The sequence below is a fragment of the Sulfitobacter sp. G5_S2_6_S6 genome (genome assembly GCF_054968505.1).
On the sequence record NZ_JBQKUI010000013.1, the window covers coordinates 63,052 to 78,935 of the forward strand.

Annotated in this window: 16 protein-coding genes and 1 pseudogene; 3 read left to right on the forward strand and 14 right to left on the reverse strand. The window is 61.9% G+C overall.

Translation table 11 applies throughout. From position 1 onward, the window contains the following. Window positions 1-32 precede the first annotated feature (32 nt). From ACTRWK_RS16305 to ACTRWK_RS16330, 6 genes are all read right to left on the reverse strand, one after another. Entirely contained in the window at window positions 33-407 is a 375-nt protein-coding gene (locus ACTRWK_RS16305) for a response regulator (protein WP_005848648.1), read from the reverse strand. Then, the gene (locus ACTRWK_RS16310; protein WP_289081670.1) at window positions 404-1,504 is read right to left on the reverse strand and encodes an HWE histidine kinase domain-containing protein; all 1,101 of its coding nucleotides are present in this window, start codon (window positions 1,502-1,504) and stop codon (window positions 404-406) included. Before ACTRWK_RS16310 ends, ACTRWK_RS16305 begins: the two co-directional genes overlap by 4 nt. A 147-nt stretch (window positions 1,505-1,651) precedes the next feature. Beyond that, window positions 1,652-2,440 (reverse strand): heme ABC transporter ATP-binding protein, encoded by a 789-nt coding sequence (locus ACTRWK_RS16315; RefSeq protein ID WP_289081669.1) that lies wholly within the window; start codon window positions 2,438-2,440, stop codon window positions 1,652-1,654. After that, the gene (locus ACTRWK_RS16320) at window positions 2,440-3,549 is read right to left on the reverse strand and encodes a FecCD family ABC transporter permease (protein ID WP_340245304.1); all 1,110 of its coding nucleotides are present in this window, start codon (window positions 3,547-3,549) and stop codon (window positions 2,440-2,442) included. The genes ACTRWK_RS16315 and ACTRWK_RS16320 overlap by 1 nt, the downstream gene beginning before the upstream one ends. Beyond that, window positions 3,509-4,369, reverse strand: coding sequence for a heme/hemin ABC transporter substrate-binding protein (locus tag ACTRWK_RS16325; protein ID WP_289081667.1), 861 nt, complete (start codon window positions 4,367-4,369; stop codon window positions 3,509-3,511). Before ACTRWK_RS16325 ends, ACTRWK_RS16320 begins: the two co-directional genes overlap by 41 nt. Then, window positions 4,366-5,421, reverse strand: coding sequence for a hemin-degrading factor (locus ACTRWK_RS16330; RefSeq protein ID WP_289081666.1), 1,056 nt, complete (start codon window positions 5,419-5,421; stop codon window positions 4,366-4,368). The genes ACTRWK_RS16325 and ACTRWK_RS16330 overlap by 4 nt, the downstream gene beginning before the upstream one ends. A gap of 216 nt (window positions 5,422-5,637) precedes the next feature. Between ACTRWK_RS16330 and ACTRWK_RS16335 the strand changes: the two genes are divergently transcribed. Further along, window positions 5,638-7,665 carry a TonB-dependent receptor domain-containing protein gene (locus tag ACTRWK_RS16335; protein WP_289081665.1) on the forward strand — a complete coding sequence of 676 codons (2,028 nt, stop codon included), beginning with the start codon at window positions 5,638-5,640 and terminating at the stop codon, window positions 7,663-7,665. A gap of 51 nt (window positions 7,666-7,716) precedes the next feature. On the opposite strand, the gene ACTRWK_RS16340 is transcribed toward ACTRWK_RS16335, so the two are convergent. The 7 genes from ACTRWK_RS16340 to ACTRWK_RS16370 all read right to left on the reverse strand — a co-directional run bounded on the left by ACTRWK_RS16340 (window position 7,717) and on the right by ACTRWK_RS16370 (window position 13,116). Further along, window positions 7,717-8,157 (reverse strand): c-type cytochrome, encoded by a 441-nt coding sequence (locus ACTRWK_RS16340; protein ID WP_037966964.1) that lies wholly within the window; start codon window positions 8,155-8,157, stop codon window positions 7,717-7,719. Between the two features lie 54 nt (window positions 8,158-8,211). Continuing rightward, a complete protein-coding gene (locus ACTRWK_RS16345) occupies window positions 8,212-8,952 on the reverse strand; it encodes a copper-binding protein (protein ID WP_462844062.1) in 741 nt (246 codons plus the stop codon). Between the two features lie 48 nt (window positions 8,953-9,000). Further along, on the reverse strand, window positions 9,001-10,359 hold the full coding sequence (locus ACTRWK_RS16350) for a multicopper oxidase family protein (protein WP_107277643.1): 1,359 nt from the start codon (window positions 10,357-10,359) through the stop codon (window positions 9,001-9,003). 11 nt (window positions 10,360-10,370) lie between these two features. Further along, window positions 10,371-11,834 carry a TolC family protein gene (locus tag ACTRWK_RS16355; protein WP_064215684.1) on the reverse strand — a complete coding sequence of 488 codons (1,464 nt, stop codon included), beginning with the start codon at window positions 11,832-11,834 and terminating at the stop codon, window positions 10,371-10,373. Beyond that, a complete protein-coding gene (locus ACTRWK_RS16360) occupies window positions 11,834-12,076 on the reverse strand; it encodes a hypothetical protein (RefSeq protein WP_009824197.1) in 243 nt (80 codons plus the stop codon). Before ACTRWK_RS16360 ends, ACTRWK_RS16355 begins: the two co-directional genes overlap by 1 nt. An 82-nt stretch (window positions 12,077-12,158) precedes the next feature. Then, a complete protein-coding gene (locus ACTRWK_RS16365; RefSeq protein ID WP_289081664.1) occupies window positions 12,159-12,584 on the reverse strand; it encodes a hypothetical protein in 426 nt (141 codons plus the stop codon). A gap of 73 nt (window positions 12,585-12,657) precedes the next feature. Continuing rightward, window positions 12,658-13,116, reverse strand: coding sequence for a winged helix-turn-helix transcriptional regulator (locus ACTRWK_RS16370; RefSeq protein WP_132998063.1), 459 nt, complete (start codon window positions 13,114-13,116; stop codon window positions 12,658-12,660). 160 nt (window positions 13,117-13,276) lie between these two features. On the opposite strand from ACTRWK_RS16370, the gene ACTRWK_RS16375 reads away from it, so the two are divergent. Continuing rightward, window positions 13,277-14,689 carry an MATE family efflux transporter gene (locus ACTRWK_RS16375; RefSeq protein ID WP_462844063.1) on the forward strand — a complete coding sequence of 471 codons (1,413 nt, stop codon included), beginning with the start codon at window positions 13,277-13,279 and terminating at the stop codon, window positions 14,687-14,689. On the opposite strand, the gene ACTRWK_RS16380 is transcribed toward ACTRWK_RS16375, so the two are convergent. Continuing rightward, the gene (locus tag ACTRWK_RS16380) at window positions 14,686-15,570 is read right to left on the reverse strand and encodes a LysR family transcriptional regulator (RefSeq protein ID WP_005848677.1); all 885 of its coding nucleotides are present in this window, start codon (window positions 15,568-15,570) and stop codon (window positions 14,686-14,688) included. The two genes, ACTRWK_RS16375 and ACTRWK_RS16380, sit on opposite strands and share 4 nt — an antisense overlap. A gap of 133 nt (window positions 15,571-15,703) precedes the next feature. On the opposite strand from ACTRWK_RS16380, the pseudogene ACTRWK_RS16385 reads away from it, so the two are divergent. Continuing rightward, window positions 15,704-15,884, forward strand: a pseudogene (locus ACTRWK_RS16385) (tripartite tricarboxylate transporter substrate binding protein); the annotation flags it as partial.

A 15,884-nucleotide genomic window follows, 5' to 3' on the forward strand; every position in this document is an offset into this window, starting at 1 on the left:
GGTTTCTGCCTGCGGGTCCTTTTTGGGAGGCCTTACTCGGTCTCTAGGCTTGGGTAGACGCGGCGCAGCGTCTCGATCAGCTTCTGGCTGCTCACGGGCTTTTTCACAACACGGTCGTCCGGCCCGAGAAAGCTGATCTGGTCGGCGTCATATGCGGTGATGAACACGAAAGGGATACCCCGTTCGCGCAGAATATCCGCGACGGGTTTCGATGTCTTGTTGCGCCCAAGGTTCACGTCAAGAAAGGCGATATCAATATCCCCGTCACGCGCTTTTTCCTTGGCGTCTTCCAGATGGATACTGGGGCCGACAACGTTAAAGCCGATGTCTTCCAGCAGGTCGGACATCTCGAATGCGACCACGACCTCATCTTCGACGATGAAAATATTCTGAGGTTGATTTGTCATTCTACTGCCTGCTCTTCCGTCTGTTGCGGCATCTTCAAATGCCATTCATATCCATCTGGCCCGAAAACCGTATCGATTTTCCCGCCTGTTTCCGCCTCGAGGGCACGCCCTGTGATGAAGCTACCAAAACCTGTCTCGCTGGGTTTCTCGGCGGCAGGGCCGCCTTGTTCCACCCAGTGGAGTTCAAGGAGGGAACCCTCGGCGGCACTTCCTTGTTCCCAAGATAAATTCACAACACCGTCAGGAACCGACAGGGCGCCGTATTTCATCGCGTTTGTCGCCAGTTCATAAAATGCCATCGACAAGGACAGCGCCTGGCGCGATGGCACCTCTACCTCCGGCCCCGTCAACGTGATCCGACCGCCGCCAATAGGGTCGAGCACATCGGCAGCCACGGTGCCAATCGCAGCACGGTCCCATGAAGTGCCCACCAGTTTGGAGTGGGCCGTCGCATAGGCGTTAAGCCGTTGGTCAATCGTTTCGCGGATACCGCGTTGAATGCTCATCTTGCGCAAGGACTGGCTGACGATGGATTTCACCACGCTAAATGCGTTCTTCACACGGTGGTTCAACTCGGCAATCAGGATGTTCTGCGCCTCGCGCAAGCGGCGTTCTTCGTCGATATCGATCAGGGCGACGGTCGCGCCGATCCGCTCCCCCTCCCCGTCGAGCACTGGCTCGCCGATGATCCGCATCCAAAAGCGGGTGCCGTCGCCGCGCTGATAATCCACGTCGATCTCGACATGGTCCTCGCGGTTCTGGATCACCCGCGCCAGAGGGTACTCGTGGCTTTGTACACGGGACCCATCAGCATGGTACGATACCCATTCGCCATAGGCGTCCACGTCGTCCGAATGCAACACAGGGTGGCGCACCATCTTTTCGACGTGGCTGTTGCCGTAGATAATCTTGCCTTCGGCATCGGCCATGACGACCCCGACGGGCACCGTCTCCATCATCGCTTCGAGGAAGTTCAACCGATGCGACGCCCGCTGCGCCTGTTTCTTCGGCGCATCCGCGTCAACATTCTTTGCCGCCAGCTCCTCTTGCACATGCAAAAGCTCTGTCGCCATCTTATCGGTGGGCTGTGTCGGCATGGTTTGTCCTGGGTGATTGGTGTGGTGTGTCGGTCGACATAGATCGTCAGACGCTGGTGTCTAGGTGTAGTGTCACATTTACGTCATTCTGTCGAAGCTCATACGTCAACCGATATATATGTCAGCGCGCTGGCGTGGTGCCCGCCCCTACCCCATACGCTCCTGCGCGACGTGTGGCAGGATATAGCTTTGACCGGCTGCGGCGGGCGTATTGACGGTCAGGGTGCAACCATAGGCTTGGGACAGTATGGCGTTTTGCATCACGTCAGCGGGCGTTCCGTGTTTCAGGATCTGGCCGTCTTTGATCATCGCCATGTGATCGGCGAACATGGCCGACAGGTTCAGATCATGCATGACCGCGACCACGCCGCCGCCGCGATTGGCGAAATCTTTGAGAAGCCGCATCACCATAAGCTGATGGCCGATATCCAGACTGGCAACAGGTTCGTCCAGCAGCAACCAACGGGGCAAGCCGTTCTGCACCGGATGCCAAACCTGACAGAGCACGCGGGCCAGCTGCGTGCGTTGCTGCTCTCCGCCCGAAAGCTCTTGATAAAGCTTGTCTGCGTAGCCCTCTAGCCCCACGGCATGCAGGGCGCGGGCGGGGATATCGTCGCGGTGTCCCGATATGCCGCGGCGTAGCCCCATGCGCACGACCTCGGCCACGGTAAAAGGGAACGCAAGGGTGGCTGACTGCGGCAGCACCGCGCGCATGGCGGCAAGTTCCCACGGGTGCAGATCAGCGACGTTTTCGCCGTTCAGCAGAACACGGCCGGTGAAGTCGACCTCTGCCGTGATCGCCCTAAGCAGTGTCGATTTGCCCGAGCCGTTGGGGCCGACAATCGCCGTAAGCGCGCCGGCAGGGGCGGTGAAGCTGACCCCATGCAGAATCTCTTTCTTGCCGATACGGGCAACAATATCGCGGGCGCGCAGCATCACAGGTCCACCAGCCCACGGCGCCGCAACAGGATCCAGAAAAACACCGGTGCGCCCAGAATGGCGGTGATCAACCCGATGGGCAGTTCCGCGGGCGCAATGATCACGCGGCTGATGATATCGGCGGTCAGCAACAGCGTGGCCCCCAGCAGGGCAGCGTTCACCAGCAGGGGTTCGTGATCGGGCCCCGTGGCAAGACGCAACAGATGGGGCACGACGATCCCGACGAAACCGATCCCGCCGGACATGGCAACCGCGGCACCGGTGGCGGCGGCGACCGTGAGGATGGCGGTATGCTTTACCCGCTGCACCGGCACCCCCATATGCGCGGCGGTTGCCTCCCCGAAAGCGAGTGCGTTCAGCCCGCCGCCCAAGCGCATAGCCACACCCGTCGCCAGAAGGATCAGCGGCCCCGCAATGGCGACTTTGGTCCATGTGGCACCGGCAAGCGAGCCGAGCCCCCAGAACGTCAGATCGCGCAACTGCGTGTCATCGGCGAAATAGATCAACAGCCCGCCCAAGGCCCCTGTCAGCGCGCCCAAGGCAATCCCCGCCAGCAGCATCGTCGCGACAGAGGTGCGCCCGCGCCGAGTCGACACGCGATATAGCAGCAAGGTTGCCGCCCATCCGCCCAGAAAGGCAGCCAGCGGGATCAGCCAAAAGCCCGCCACGGTGAGAACAGCCACCGGCAACAGCCCGCCCAGAACGATTGCCACGATCGCGCCCAATCCGGCACCCGCACTTACCCCAAGCAGACCCGGATCCGCGAGCGGGTTGCGAAACAGCCCCTGCATCACCGCGCCTGACACAGCCAGCGCGGCCCCGACACAGATGCCCATGATCAGCCGCGGCAAACGGATATCCCAAAGCACTACCCGTTCAAGCTGCGTCAGCGGCGCACCGGTCACGATCTTGAACAGGGCGTGCCACAGCGATGTGCCCGACGCCCCGATCGCAAGGCTGCCGATGGCGGCGACCGCCAGAACGATCGCCAGCCACACATGCGCCTTGCGCGCGGCACGACGGCGGTCGCGGGGCGGGGCGAAATCTGCAAGCGCGGTCATCGGATCAATCGGCGTAAAGCGCGGCGTGCAGATCGGTGACCGCATCTGCCGTGCGCGGCCCGAACCCCAGCAGATAAAGCCCGTCCATCCGCACCACCGACCGGCTGGCCGCTGCAGGGGTGACGGATATGGCAGGCATCGCGAACAGCTCTGCCTCGGTGCTGTTGTGATCGCCTTCACGCGCCATCATCACCAGCACATCGGGCGCTGCGGCCAGCACGGCTTCGTCCGTGATGGGTTTGTAGCCCGCAAACCCCGTGACCGCATTCACCGCACCAGCCAGTTCTATCATCGACGCGGCCGCGGTATCCGTGCCCGACGCCATGATCCGCCCGCCTTGGGTGCTGAGGATGAACATCACGCGCTTGCGCTCTGCCTCCGGTCGGTCTTGCGTCGCGCGGGACACGGCTGCCAGCTTTTGATGCACTTCAGCAGCCAGCGCTTCGGCCTGCGGCTCTTTCCCAAGCGCCTGCCCGACGGCGCGTATCTTGGCGCTGACCCCTTCGGCGGTATAGTTGTCAGGGACGGTGACAAAGGGGATATCCGCCTGCGCTAGCACCTCGATTGTTTCGGGCGGTCCGGCACCTTCCTCGGCGATGATCAGCTTGGGGCCTGTGGCCAGCACCCCTTCGGGCGAGAGCGCGCGCATATAGCCCACGTCCGGCAAGGCAGCGGCTTCAGGCGGATAGCTAGAGGTCGTATCCCGCGCCACCAACTGGTCCTGCGCGCCGAGGGCAAAGACGATCTCTGTCACCGCGCCGCCGATGGAGACGACGCCCCCTGTGGGTTCCTGTGCCGTGGCGGGCAGTGCTGTAATCAGGCCAAGCGCCGCGACGCTGATAGCGGTCGTGAAAGCGCGGATCATGCGGGCACCTCGACATTCAGACTCTCCAGCCCCGCGACAAGCTTGCCCCATGCGGGACGACAATCGCGCCCTTCCTTGCCGACGCCAAAGACCTGAAGGATAAGCCCCCCGTCCTTGTTGAAGGCCTCGACCGAAACAGCGGGGCCGCGTTGTGTGGGCTTGTCGACGGCCCAGACCTCGGCGATGTGATCTAGCCGCAGGTGCAGGTTAAAGCGGGGGTCCAGCACATTCTGCCACGGGCCCATGGATTTCAGCGTGGTGATCGGGCCCGAATGGATCTGGATACACCCGCGATTGCCGGTAAAGACCATGATCTCAAGCTCTTGCGCGACCACCTGATGCAGCATGGCATCGACAGCAGAAGGCTGCAAAGCGCGTGCAAAGGGCTCGCCCGCGATGCGGTAGGCCCCTAAGCGGTTCATCTTGAGCTTGGAGGTCAGGCGCAAGAACTGATGCGTGTCGGTCAGCCGCGCCCATTCCTTTCGCAGGATGTCCAGCTTCGACAGATCGGATTTCGGCACCTCGTCAGGTTCGCGCGGTACCACGTCAAGGGTGGGGGATTGATCTTCCAGCATCAGCCCGGCTTTGGCGCGATCAAAGGCCGCCACATCGGACCCGTCGCGCAGAAAGATCTTATGTACCGCACCCCCCGCAGCATCGAACACCTGCAGGCTGCGGCGCGTACCGGCGTCCGTCTCCTTCTCTACGGCAAAGGCATGATGCCACCGGCTGGGAAAGAGGCGTAGGTCGATGTCATCGGTGAGGATCATCGATGCATGGGGACCGGCGTGATAGTTATCATAGGTGCCGACCTTTTCGTGCACGCAGGACGGGTTGCGGGTCAGCGCCATAACCTCGCCCAGGGTCTGGGCGGCGCGCATGATCTCGTCGGGGTGCGCATTGATACGCCGCACGCCATCGCCGGCATACGCCGCCAGCAACTGCGCCTCGCTGATCTTGAGCTTGTCGGCCACATCACGTTCGCGCAACTGCGCGTGGTCGGCGCGAAAGGCGCGAATATCCTCGGGGGTCGGGGGAACGGAATGGATCATGCAGCACCTTCGCCATATCGATTGAAAGAGAGTGGGCTGGCGACGCGCGTCGGGCATCCGCTGGCAAAGGCGCAGATCAGAAGCTGCCCTTTAATGTTGACACTTTTAGTCGGTCTTTTTAGAACCCGCAAGAGCGCAACCCCTCTACGCCCCTTTTTTCACCGCCAGCCCCTCGCAAGCATTCCGTCAAACCTATTGCTTGCAAGGATGTCTTCGATGACCAAAGCCGCTGGAACCCGTGCCCTATTGAGGGGTACGACAAGCCTGATACTTCTTTCCCTCACCCCGCTCCCCCTCGCTGCGCAGGAGGGTTTTCTAGGCACGCTCGTTCTGGGCGAAAGCAAACGCGAGGTGCAGACCGATACGGCAGTATCCATCACCACAGTCGACCAAGAGGAGATCGACGACCGTCAGGCAGGCACCGTGGCAGAGCTGATCGATTCAGTTCCCGGCGTGAGCCTTGTGAACGGGTCCACCCCGCAAGGGTCCGGCATCAACATCCGCGGCTTCGGCGCGAACGATATCTACGGTGCGGATTCCAAAGTCGCCGTGCAGATCGACGGGGCCACCACCGGGGCAGAGCGGCTTTACCGGATTGGCACCCAGCTGTTCACCGACCCGTTCCTTTACAAGTCGGTCGATGTGATCCGCGGGTCCGTCGGCAGCTTTGAATACGGGTCCGGCATCGTGGGCGGTGTCGTCCGGCTCGAGACGAAAGACGCGTCAGACCTGACGGATGGTGAGCCTGGCTATGTGCTGGGTCAAACGCTGGAGTTCAGCACGAACGGCGACGGCATCACGTCTTCCAGCGTGCTGGCGTGGCAACCGACCGAAGATATGGAGTTTCTGCTGAACTACACGTGGCGCGACCAGAACGATCAGGTGGACGGGGATGGGGCGACCATCGGGAACAGCGCCTTCACCCTGCCGTCGGGTCTGATCAAGGCAAAATACAGCTTTGGCCAGAACCGCGATCAATCGCTGACCTTCAGCCTGTCGCACACCACCGCAAGCGACCGCGACGTGCCTTTTGACAGTTTCACCACCACTGCGGATTCCTTTGGCACCGTTGACCGCGATACGGAGTCTACGACCGCGGTGCTCAAGTACAACTTCAACCCGGCTGACAATGATCTGGTGAACCTTGATGTCGTGCTATCCTACGCCGACCAACAGATCGACCAAAGCTATGTCCCGGGCAGCTCACCCCTTGAAGGCACCCCGCAAGGGGCCGGTGTTCTTGCCTTGGCGAATGCGGATCATCGGTATCAAACAACGAAACTGGCGTTTAAAAACCAAAGCCTGTTCACCACAGGCGCCGTCTCCCATGATCTGCGGACCGGGCTTGAACTGATCCACAAAGAACGCCTTGATGCCAGCAACGCCCCCGGCGGCAAGGACCGTCGCGTCGCTGTCTATGCGGTGGATGACATGCGCATCACTGATGCATGGACCGTGACACCGGCGCTGCGCTACGAGACATCGAAGATCACCGGATCAGCGGCCCCGAATGACGGCACCTATGAAAACAACGCGCTGATGGGCGGGCTGTCGGTGCGCTATGCCTTCGGGAATGGTTTGGCCCTGTTCACCAGTGCCGCCTATACCGAAGGGCTGCCGATGATCGACCATCTGGGCACCGATGCCGCGATCACCTCATCCGAGAAGGCCGAGACATACGAGATCGGCGCCTCGTTTGACCGCCATGATCTGTTCCGCAGCGGGGACCAATTCGCGATCAAGGGTGTCTACTACGAGACCACCTTGACCGATGTCAGCAGCTATTCGGTCTCGGGGGTGCGCCCGCCTGCACCGGCGCTGGACCGGGTCGAAACCTCGGGGCTGGAGCTTGAAGCCTCTTACGCGTTGGACACGGGTCTTTACTTTGACGTGAATGCCAATGTGGTGCGCGGGACGGAGTATGAACCGGGCGGTGTTTCCGGCGACTGGCGATTGCTGCCCGCGGACAGTCTGCGGGTCACCGTGGGCAAGAAATTCGGCAAAGAGCTTGACCTGAGCTGGGAGGTCGTGGGCAACACATCCGTAACAGACGACGGCGAGACCTCGGCAGGATTTGGGGTCCATAATCTGCGCGCCACCTATGTCCCGCAAAACGGTATCCTCAAGGATACGCAGTTCCGCGTCGGGCTAGAGAACGCTTTCGACAAAACCTATACGCCGCATCTGTCGACCCGCACGGCACCGGGTCGGAACGTGAAATTCTCGATCTCGCGGATGTTCTAAAACGGCACGGGCCCCCGGGGTGCAACGTACCTCGGGGCCTTGCCCTTTGGCTTAGTCGATCCCGTTCTCGCGCTGAAGGCGACGGATGTAGGCCACAATGTCCATCACATCGGCCTGCGTGATCCCTTCGACGGGGGGCATGTTTCCGAACGGCCAGTGATGCCCCCGCACCCCGTTTTGCGCGGCCAGCAGGAACGCCCGGTCGCCGTGGTGGCTGGGCTCGTAGATCACATGCACCAAGGGCGGTGCGACGCCGTCCTGCCCTTGACCATTGGCCCCGTGGCAGGCCGCACAAACCGCATCATAGGCGCGCTTTCCTAGCTGCTCCTGATCGGTGAAACTGTCCGGCACCTTCACGGGTGCCAAGGCACCCTCCGCAAGCTCGGTCGGGCTGGTCTCGGGTTGATCATGATGCGAGAAATACCACCCGCCCGCCGCTGCCGTCAGCAGCGCAAAGGGGACAACCCACAGCAATACACGCGATGTTTTCATGTCTTCGCCTCTTATGGGGCGGGCACCGATGCATGACCGGAGCCCGCGTGTGGATTACTTCAACTCGACGACGGTCAGCTTGCCTTTGACGGGCTCTGCGACGAATTCGATGCTTTGACCTGCAGAGAGCTTGCCGATCATGGTTTCATCGGCGCGAAACACCATGGTCATCGCGGGCATATCGAGGTTGACCAAAGGTCCGTGATCGATGGTGACCTTCCCGCCTGTGGTGTCAACTTTCTTGACGGTGCCCTTGGTATAGACGACCTCTGCCGCTTCGGTTTCTGCCTCGGCTTTGGCGCTGACTTCGATGGGGCCGTACATGCCGGATTCATAGTGACCGGGGATCAGGCAAGCGAATTCAAACGAGCCAGCATTGGCAAAGGTCCAGATGACCTCGCCTGACTGGCCGCCCTCAAGACGGACCGAATTGGGGTCGTCATGTTCCATATCCATCTTCGCCATCATTTCCTTGTGCTTGGCGTTGCCTTCGGCGTTATCGATCACGAACTCATGCTCAAGCTCGCCCTTGTTGGTGACCTCGAAGCGGATGGTTTCCCCCTGCTCGAACGCGAAACTGTCGGGTTCAAAGATCATATCCCCGTCTTCGGTCTCGCGCATGGTGACAGCGATGGTGCGGGTGACGTCAGCCGCCGTACCGGGTTTGCCCACTGCCATCATTTCGGCATGCTTGTCGGCGTGGTCGTCATCATGCCCGCCAGAGTGGGAACCCGCCGCAAAGGCAGGGCCGGTCAAAGCAATGGCGAAGGCGGTGGTCATCAGAAGGTTTTTCATCGTGTTTTCCTGTATTGTTTTCAATGTTTTATGTGGATGCAAAAGGGGTTATCCCTTTTGCGTTGGTTTCGGGGTCAGGATGGTTTTGGGGCTGTTGTTCGTGGCGAATTCCGGTAGTTCTCCGGTCCACTCATAGGCTTCCTCGCCGGGGGGGTTGTCGTACCATCCGGGGTCGGAATAATCGTCCGGCGCAATGCCGTCGCGTACCTTCACGACAGAGAACATGCCGCCCATTTCGATCGGCCCGTGTTTACCCCAGCCGTTCATCATGGGGATCGTGTTCTCGGGCAGTTCCATCGACATCTTGCCCATGTCCCCCATGCCCGCCGTGCCCATCGGCATGTAGCCCGGCTTGAAGCTGCGCATCTTGGGGGTAAGCTGGGATTTATCGACACCGATAAAGGTCGGCACGTCGTGGCCCATGGCATTCATCGTGTGGTGCGACTTGTGGCAGTGGATCGCCCAATCGCCCAGATGGTCCGCCGTGAACTCATAGGCGCGCATCGCGCCGACAGGAATGTCGATGCTGACCTCGGGCCATTGCGCGCTTTCCGGCACCCAGCCGCCGTCGGTGCAGGTGACCTTGAAATCATAGCCGTGCATGTGGATCGGGTGGTTTGTCATCGTCAGGTTGCCGACGCGCACCCGTACCCTGTCGCCCTTGTTCACGACCAGCGGATCAATATCGGGGAAAATCCGGCTGTTCCATGTCCATAGGTTAAAGTCGTTCATCGTCATGACGCGCGGCACATAGGTACCGGGGTCAATGTCGAACGCGTTGAGCATGATCAGGAAGTCACGGTCCACCGGCATGAACGTCGGGTCTTTGGGGTGGACGACGAACATGCCCATCATCCCCATCGCCATCTGGACCATCTCATCCGCATGGGGGTGGTACATGAAGGTGCCGGATTTGGTCAGGTCGAACTCGTAGACAAAGGTCTTGCCCGGTTTGATCCCCGGATGGCTCAGCCCGACCACGCCATCCATGCCCGAGGGCAGGATCAGCCCGTGCCAGTGGACGGATGTGTTTTCTGGCAGTTTGTTGGTGACATAAATCCGCACACGGTCGCCTTCGACCGCTTCGATCGTGGGGCCGGTGGACTGGCCGTTATACCCCCACAGATGCGCGATCATGCCATCGGCCAGTTCACGTTCTACGGGCTCCGCGACAAGGTGGAATTCCTTGACGCCGTTGTTCATGCGGTAGGGCAGCGTCCAGCCGTTCAGCGTGACCACGGGCGTGTAATCCACCCCCGTCGAGGGGCGCGCCGTAACCGCAGTCGCAGCGCTGTCCATATGCGCCGCTTCCGGCAGCCCCATGTTCAGAGTTTTGCCCCACGCCTGAGAGGACACAAGTGTCGCCCCCGCCGCACCGGCACCGAGTAGTTGACGTCTGTTCATCATATCGTTTCCTTTCAGTGTCCTGCGCCGCCACCAGCGGCCAACGTGGCGCCTTCGGAGCCCCCGCCGCCGCTGCCTGCACCGCCGCCGTAGATGGCCGCGGTCAGATCCGCCTGCGCCATAAAGAACGCCCGCTTCGCATCCGCGGCTTCCAGCTCGGCACCGAGCTTTTCACGCACATCGGTCAGCAGTTCGAAGGTGTTGGTGATCATGCCGTTGTAAGACAGCAGGGCTTCGTTCTCGACGGTCTTGCGCAGCGGAACCAGAACATCGCGGTAGTGGCGCGCGATCTTGTAAGAGGCATGGTAGGCCCGTTCGGCCCCCCGCGCTTCTGAGCGGACATTGACCGCCCGTTCCGCCAGCACATTCGCCGCCTGCAGATACGACAGCTCTGCCTTGCGCATCCGCGCCTTGCCGCTGTCATAGATCGGGATCGCGAACTCCAGCTCTACCTGAGGCGTGATCTCTTTCTCGATATCGTCCCCCTCGGCTTCACGCTCAAGCTCGGCCCCTGCGACGATCTCAAGGTCGCTGACGATGCGGGTCTGATCCGTTAGGCCAAAGGCTTTTGCCTGCGCTTCAAGACCCAGCTTTGCGACACGCAGATCGACACGGTTACGCAGCGCCTTGGCTTCGACATTGGCAACGCCGCCAACGGACCGCGGCAGCCCCGGCAAGGCGTCAGGCACATAGTAGTTCACGTCAGCCCCCCAAAGCCCCATGAGGCGCGTCAGCTCTTCCTTCGCGGTGGTCGCGTCCAGCCGTGCCTTGGCAAGCTGTCCGGCCAGCTCCGCGTTGAACGCCTGCTCGCGGGCTTGGGCGGCTTTATTGAGCGCGCCGGTTTCCCCCAGCTTGCGGGCCAGTTCCGATCCGGCGTCCGAGGTCGCCTTGGCGCGTTTCAAATACCCTACCACCTCAAAGGCGGACACGGCATTGACCCAGGCCTGACGGGTCTGGTTGGCCAATGTCAGCGTATCGTTCACCGCCGTCAGCTGCGCTTGACGAAAGCTCGCGTCAGCGATTGCGCGGCGTTGTTTACGCGTGGTGGCATCCAGAAGATTGGCGCGGATCAACCCTTCGATCGCACGGTAGGCCCCCAGTTCGGGCGCCCCGATTCCAAGCACGCCAATGGACACGATCGGGTTTTCCGGCGTCGATTGCTGCCATGCTTCGGCGGCGGACAATCCGACATTCGCATAGGACGCCTGAAGTCCCTTGTTGTTAAGCAAGGCAACCTGAACCGCCGTATCGGCCGAGATTGTCTTGCCCTGCACCATCGCGCGCACTTCGCGTTTCACCGCTTCGTTTTCGGCTTGGGTCTCGGCAAAGACGGTGCGTTTACCAAGCGCGGGCGTGATCTGGCTGGCGACATTGGCAAAGCCGGCTTTGGGGTCGGTATAAGCGCTCGGGATCGCCGTGGCGCAGGCCCCGAGCACAAGGGGAAAGCCGATGATCAGCGGCAGTTTACGGACGTGCATCAGTTCCCCTCCGATTGTTCTTGGTTCACGGTGCGCCAGTCACGCGGACCGGTGGGCCCACGATACGTATAGCCGGCCAGCGGGTTCGGGTGGCTGATGGGAGAGACGACGGTCGTGCTGAGCGTGGCTTCTTGCGTGGCCACGGCAGGCAGCGGTGTCGGCGTATAGGGCAAGGGTCTGACATCCTGCGTGCAGGCGCCAAGGGTCAGGGTGCAAGCCCCCAAAACGAAATGGATTTTCATGTGATGTACCTGATTGATCTTCTAGGGATCGCGCCAGAAACGCTGGCGCGACGCAAAGACCCCAAAGCGGGTCTAAATCAGATCAGGATTGAGGAGGACGCAGAAAGCCTTGCGCCTCAAGCGAACGCGCCTGCGCATGGCCGATCTTGTAGGTGCCCGCAGTGACAGCATCGTCTTGCGGATGCGCGTGGTCCATCAACACGACGGACAGGCACATCCCGTTGCAGCAATTGCCTGCACTGTCGTCAGGTGTGTTCGAAGGGGCTTTGTCACTGTGATTGTCGACAGCGGCACGATCCATAGTGCTATGATCATGCAGGGCGTCTTGCGCGGTTATATCGGCCACATCGTCCATGGCGGTGGCATAATGCCCGTCATGCATCCCCGACGCCGCGTGGGACGCGGACGGCGGAAACAGCACCAGCGCCGCAGCAAAGGCAAGACATGCCACTGCGTTCAGCCAGAAAGATATGGTGCGTTCAAAAGCCATGGGAGACAGTTGATGCACCTGCCCCTTCCTGTCAATCGGTCCTGCGCTGGAAGGTTTCGAAGTTTTTTACCCGGTGGGCGGCGGAAAGCCGCTATGCTTTTTTGGCACCGGCGTTCGAGATAGCACTGACACTGCGGTGGGTAATCTCCTCTCCGGTGACACGGTCCACCAGCATGGGCGCGATCGGCGTGCCCGCACTGCGCGAGACCAACGTGACCGACGGGCTGCCTTCAATCGGGACATGGGCGTTGGCCCAATCGATCAGCGACACCAGCATCGGATAGAGCGCCTTGCCCCGTTCGGTCAGCCGGTATTCGTGGCGCAGGGGGCGGTCTTGATAGGCCTCGCGGCGCAGCACGCCGGCCCCCTCCAGCTTGCGCAACCGGTCCGCCAGCACATGCCGCGTGATCCCCAGCCGGTCCTGCATCTGCTCGAACCGGCGAATGCCCAGAAAGCAATCGCGCAGCACCAACATGGTCCAGCGGTCACCGACCACGGACAGCCCCCGCGCCACGGGACAGGATTCATTCTGTAGCTCGTTCCATTTCATGCGTTGATCCTAGCAGGCATTGACAGGTTCTGAAAGAGAACTTACCCGTAGTGCATTCCAAAAAGGAACCGAGAGGCGAAAACTCGCCACTCCAAGCATTCGAACGGGGGAAAACCATGCCACATCAGGTCGCCACATCGCAGCTCGGCAAGGCCAGCTGATGGCCCGCGTCGCCCCGAACGCCGCCCCCGCCCTTTCCGCCGCCGCGACGCAGGCTCGCGCCACCCGGACCCGTGCCCTGCTAGAGGCGCCAATCGCGCCGACGCTGGCCAAGCTTGCCGCACCCAATGTTTTGGCGATGTTCGTGCAAACCGTGCAAAGCATATCCGAGGCGTATTTCGCCAGCCTTCTTGGGGTGACAGCGCTGGCCGGTCTGGCGCTGGTGTTCCCGCTGGTCATGCTGACGCAAATGCTGTCGGCGGGGGCCATCGGTGGGGCGATCTCCGCCGCGGTGGCGCGCGCACTTGGCGCGCAAGACAGCGCGCGGGCGGCCACATTGGCGGTGGTCGCGTGGATGATCGCGGGCGCCTTTGCCGTGATCATGGCCGTTCTGGTCGGGCTGTTTGGCGTGGCGTTTTTTACCCTGCTGGGGGGCGGTGCCGATGCCGTCTCTGCCGCCGCGACCTATGCGCTGGTCTTCTTTCCCGGCTGCATGGCGATCTGGCTGTGCAATGCCTCGCTCAGCATTATTCGTGGCACGGGCGATATGCAGACCCCTGCCGTGCTCTTGCTGCTGGTGTCCGTCATCTCGATCCCCTTGTCGGGCGGTTTCGCCCTGGGGTGGGGCCCCCTGCCCGCGCTTGGCATGGCGGGGCTGCCCATCGGCGTCGTGCTCGCCTTTGCTATCGGGGCTGTGCTGGCGATGGCGCATATCCTGACCGGGCGCACGGGGCTTAGCTTTGGCGGAGCCTTGGGCCGGATCGACGTCGGCATGTTCCGCGATATCCTCAGCGTCGGGGCGCTGGCGGCGGTGAATACCCTGCTGACCACGATCACCATCATCATGATGACAGGGCTCGTGGGCCGGTTCGGCGAAGAGGCGCTGGCCGGTTACGGGCTTGGCGCACGGCTCGAATTTCTGATGATCCCCGTGATCTTTGGCATCGGTGCCGCGATGACGGCAATGGTCGGGGCGAATATGGGCGCCGGTCAGGTGGACCGCGCCCTGCGCGTGGCCTGGACCGGATCTTGCGCGGCGGCGGTGATCGTCGGCGGTATCGGGCTGCTGCTCGCCGTGTTTCCCGACCTTTGGCTTGGCATGTTCCTTGACCCGTCCAACACCGGCGCGCTGGACGCAGGGCGCAGCTATTTCCGCCTCGTGGCACCGTTCTACGCCTTCTTCGCCCTCGGGCTCGCGCTGTATTTCGCGTCGCAGGGGGCGGGGCATATGGTCTGGCCGGTGGTCAGCAGCCTCAGCCGGATGGCGGTGGCGCTGATCGGCGCGTTGATCCTGATGCAAACCGGCGGCTTGGGCCTGCGCGGCATCTTCATCGCCATCGGCGGCGCGATGGTGGTCTACGGCACGGTGATCGGTCTTGCGATCTGGCGTAAGGGCTGGCGCACGCGGGCCTAATCATAGACCTCTGCCGTGAGCCCCTGCTGGATCAGCGCGGTGACCAAAGCCGCCAGCACCTCGGCCCGGCGCGAGGTGACCCGCTGCACCAGCCCCAGACGGCGATGGATCGGCGGCGCCCCGAAAGGGAACCAGTCAAGCGAGGCGGTCTCAGCATCGTGCAGCGCGATCTGCGGGATAATGGCAAAGCCCAGACCCGCGCGCACACAGCCCACCACGGCCGGCATCGTATTCACCGACACGATCTGGCGCGGCGCGGCACCAAGGCGGGCGATTTCGGTATCGATCTGGCGCGCCAGCGGCACCTGCGTGCGATAGCGGATATAGGGCACGTCGCGGATCAAATCATCCAGCGTGATCGTCCCCGTGCCGGGCGGGGTGAGGACGATTAGCGGTTCGGTCAGCACTGGGGTCCAGCGCAGACTGCTGGGCACCGCCACGTGATCCGCCACAACCGCCGCATCCAGCTGGCCCGAGACGACCTCGCTCATCAGCTCTTCGGACACACCGACGCGCAGCCGAAAGTTCAGGTAGGGAAAGCTGGCGCGCAACGTCGCAAGCGCCTGCGGCATCAGTGAATTCGCCCCGGTCCGCAACGACCCGAGCGCCACGGTGCCGCGCATCTGCTCCCCCGCGACGGAGGCTTTCGTGTCCGACACGATCTGCAGGATCGACTGGGCCGAGCGGACCATCTCTGCGCCCTTGGTGGTCAAGGCGGGCGGTCGGCGGGTGCGGTCGAACAACTGCGTGCCGATCTCTGCCTCTAGCGCCGCGATCTGCTGGCTGACGGCAGAGGCGGTCAGGTTCACGGCCTGCGCCGCCGCAGCAAAGCCGCCGTGCTGGCTGATGGCCAATAAAGTCTCAAGCTGACGTGTATCCATACCTCAAGATAAGATATACTAAATATAATGGCAAGAATTACGCGCTTTGATATGGTTATTCTTGTGTTATTCACGAAACTGACACCAAACCCGTGGCGGATAAACCGCTGCTTCTCTCACAGGGAGTCCTCCTATGACGTTTCGTTCGGGCCTTGCCGCCCTTTTCACCGCTGCCAGCCTGATTGCAGCCCCCGCAACAGCCGACACCTACCCCGAGCGCGCGGTAGAGTTCATCGTGCCCTGGTCGCCCGGTGGCGGCTCTGACACGCTGATGCGTCTTGTGGCCAACAATGTGCAGCCCTTCCTTGGCGCTG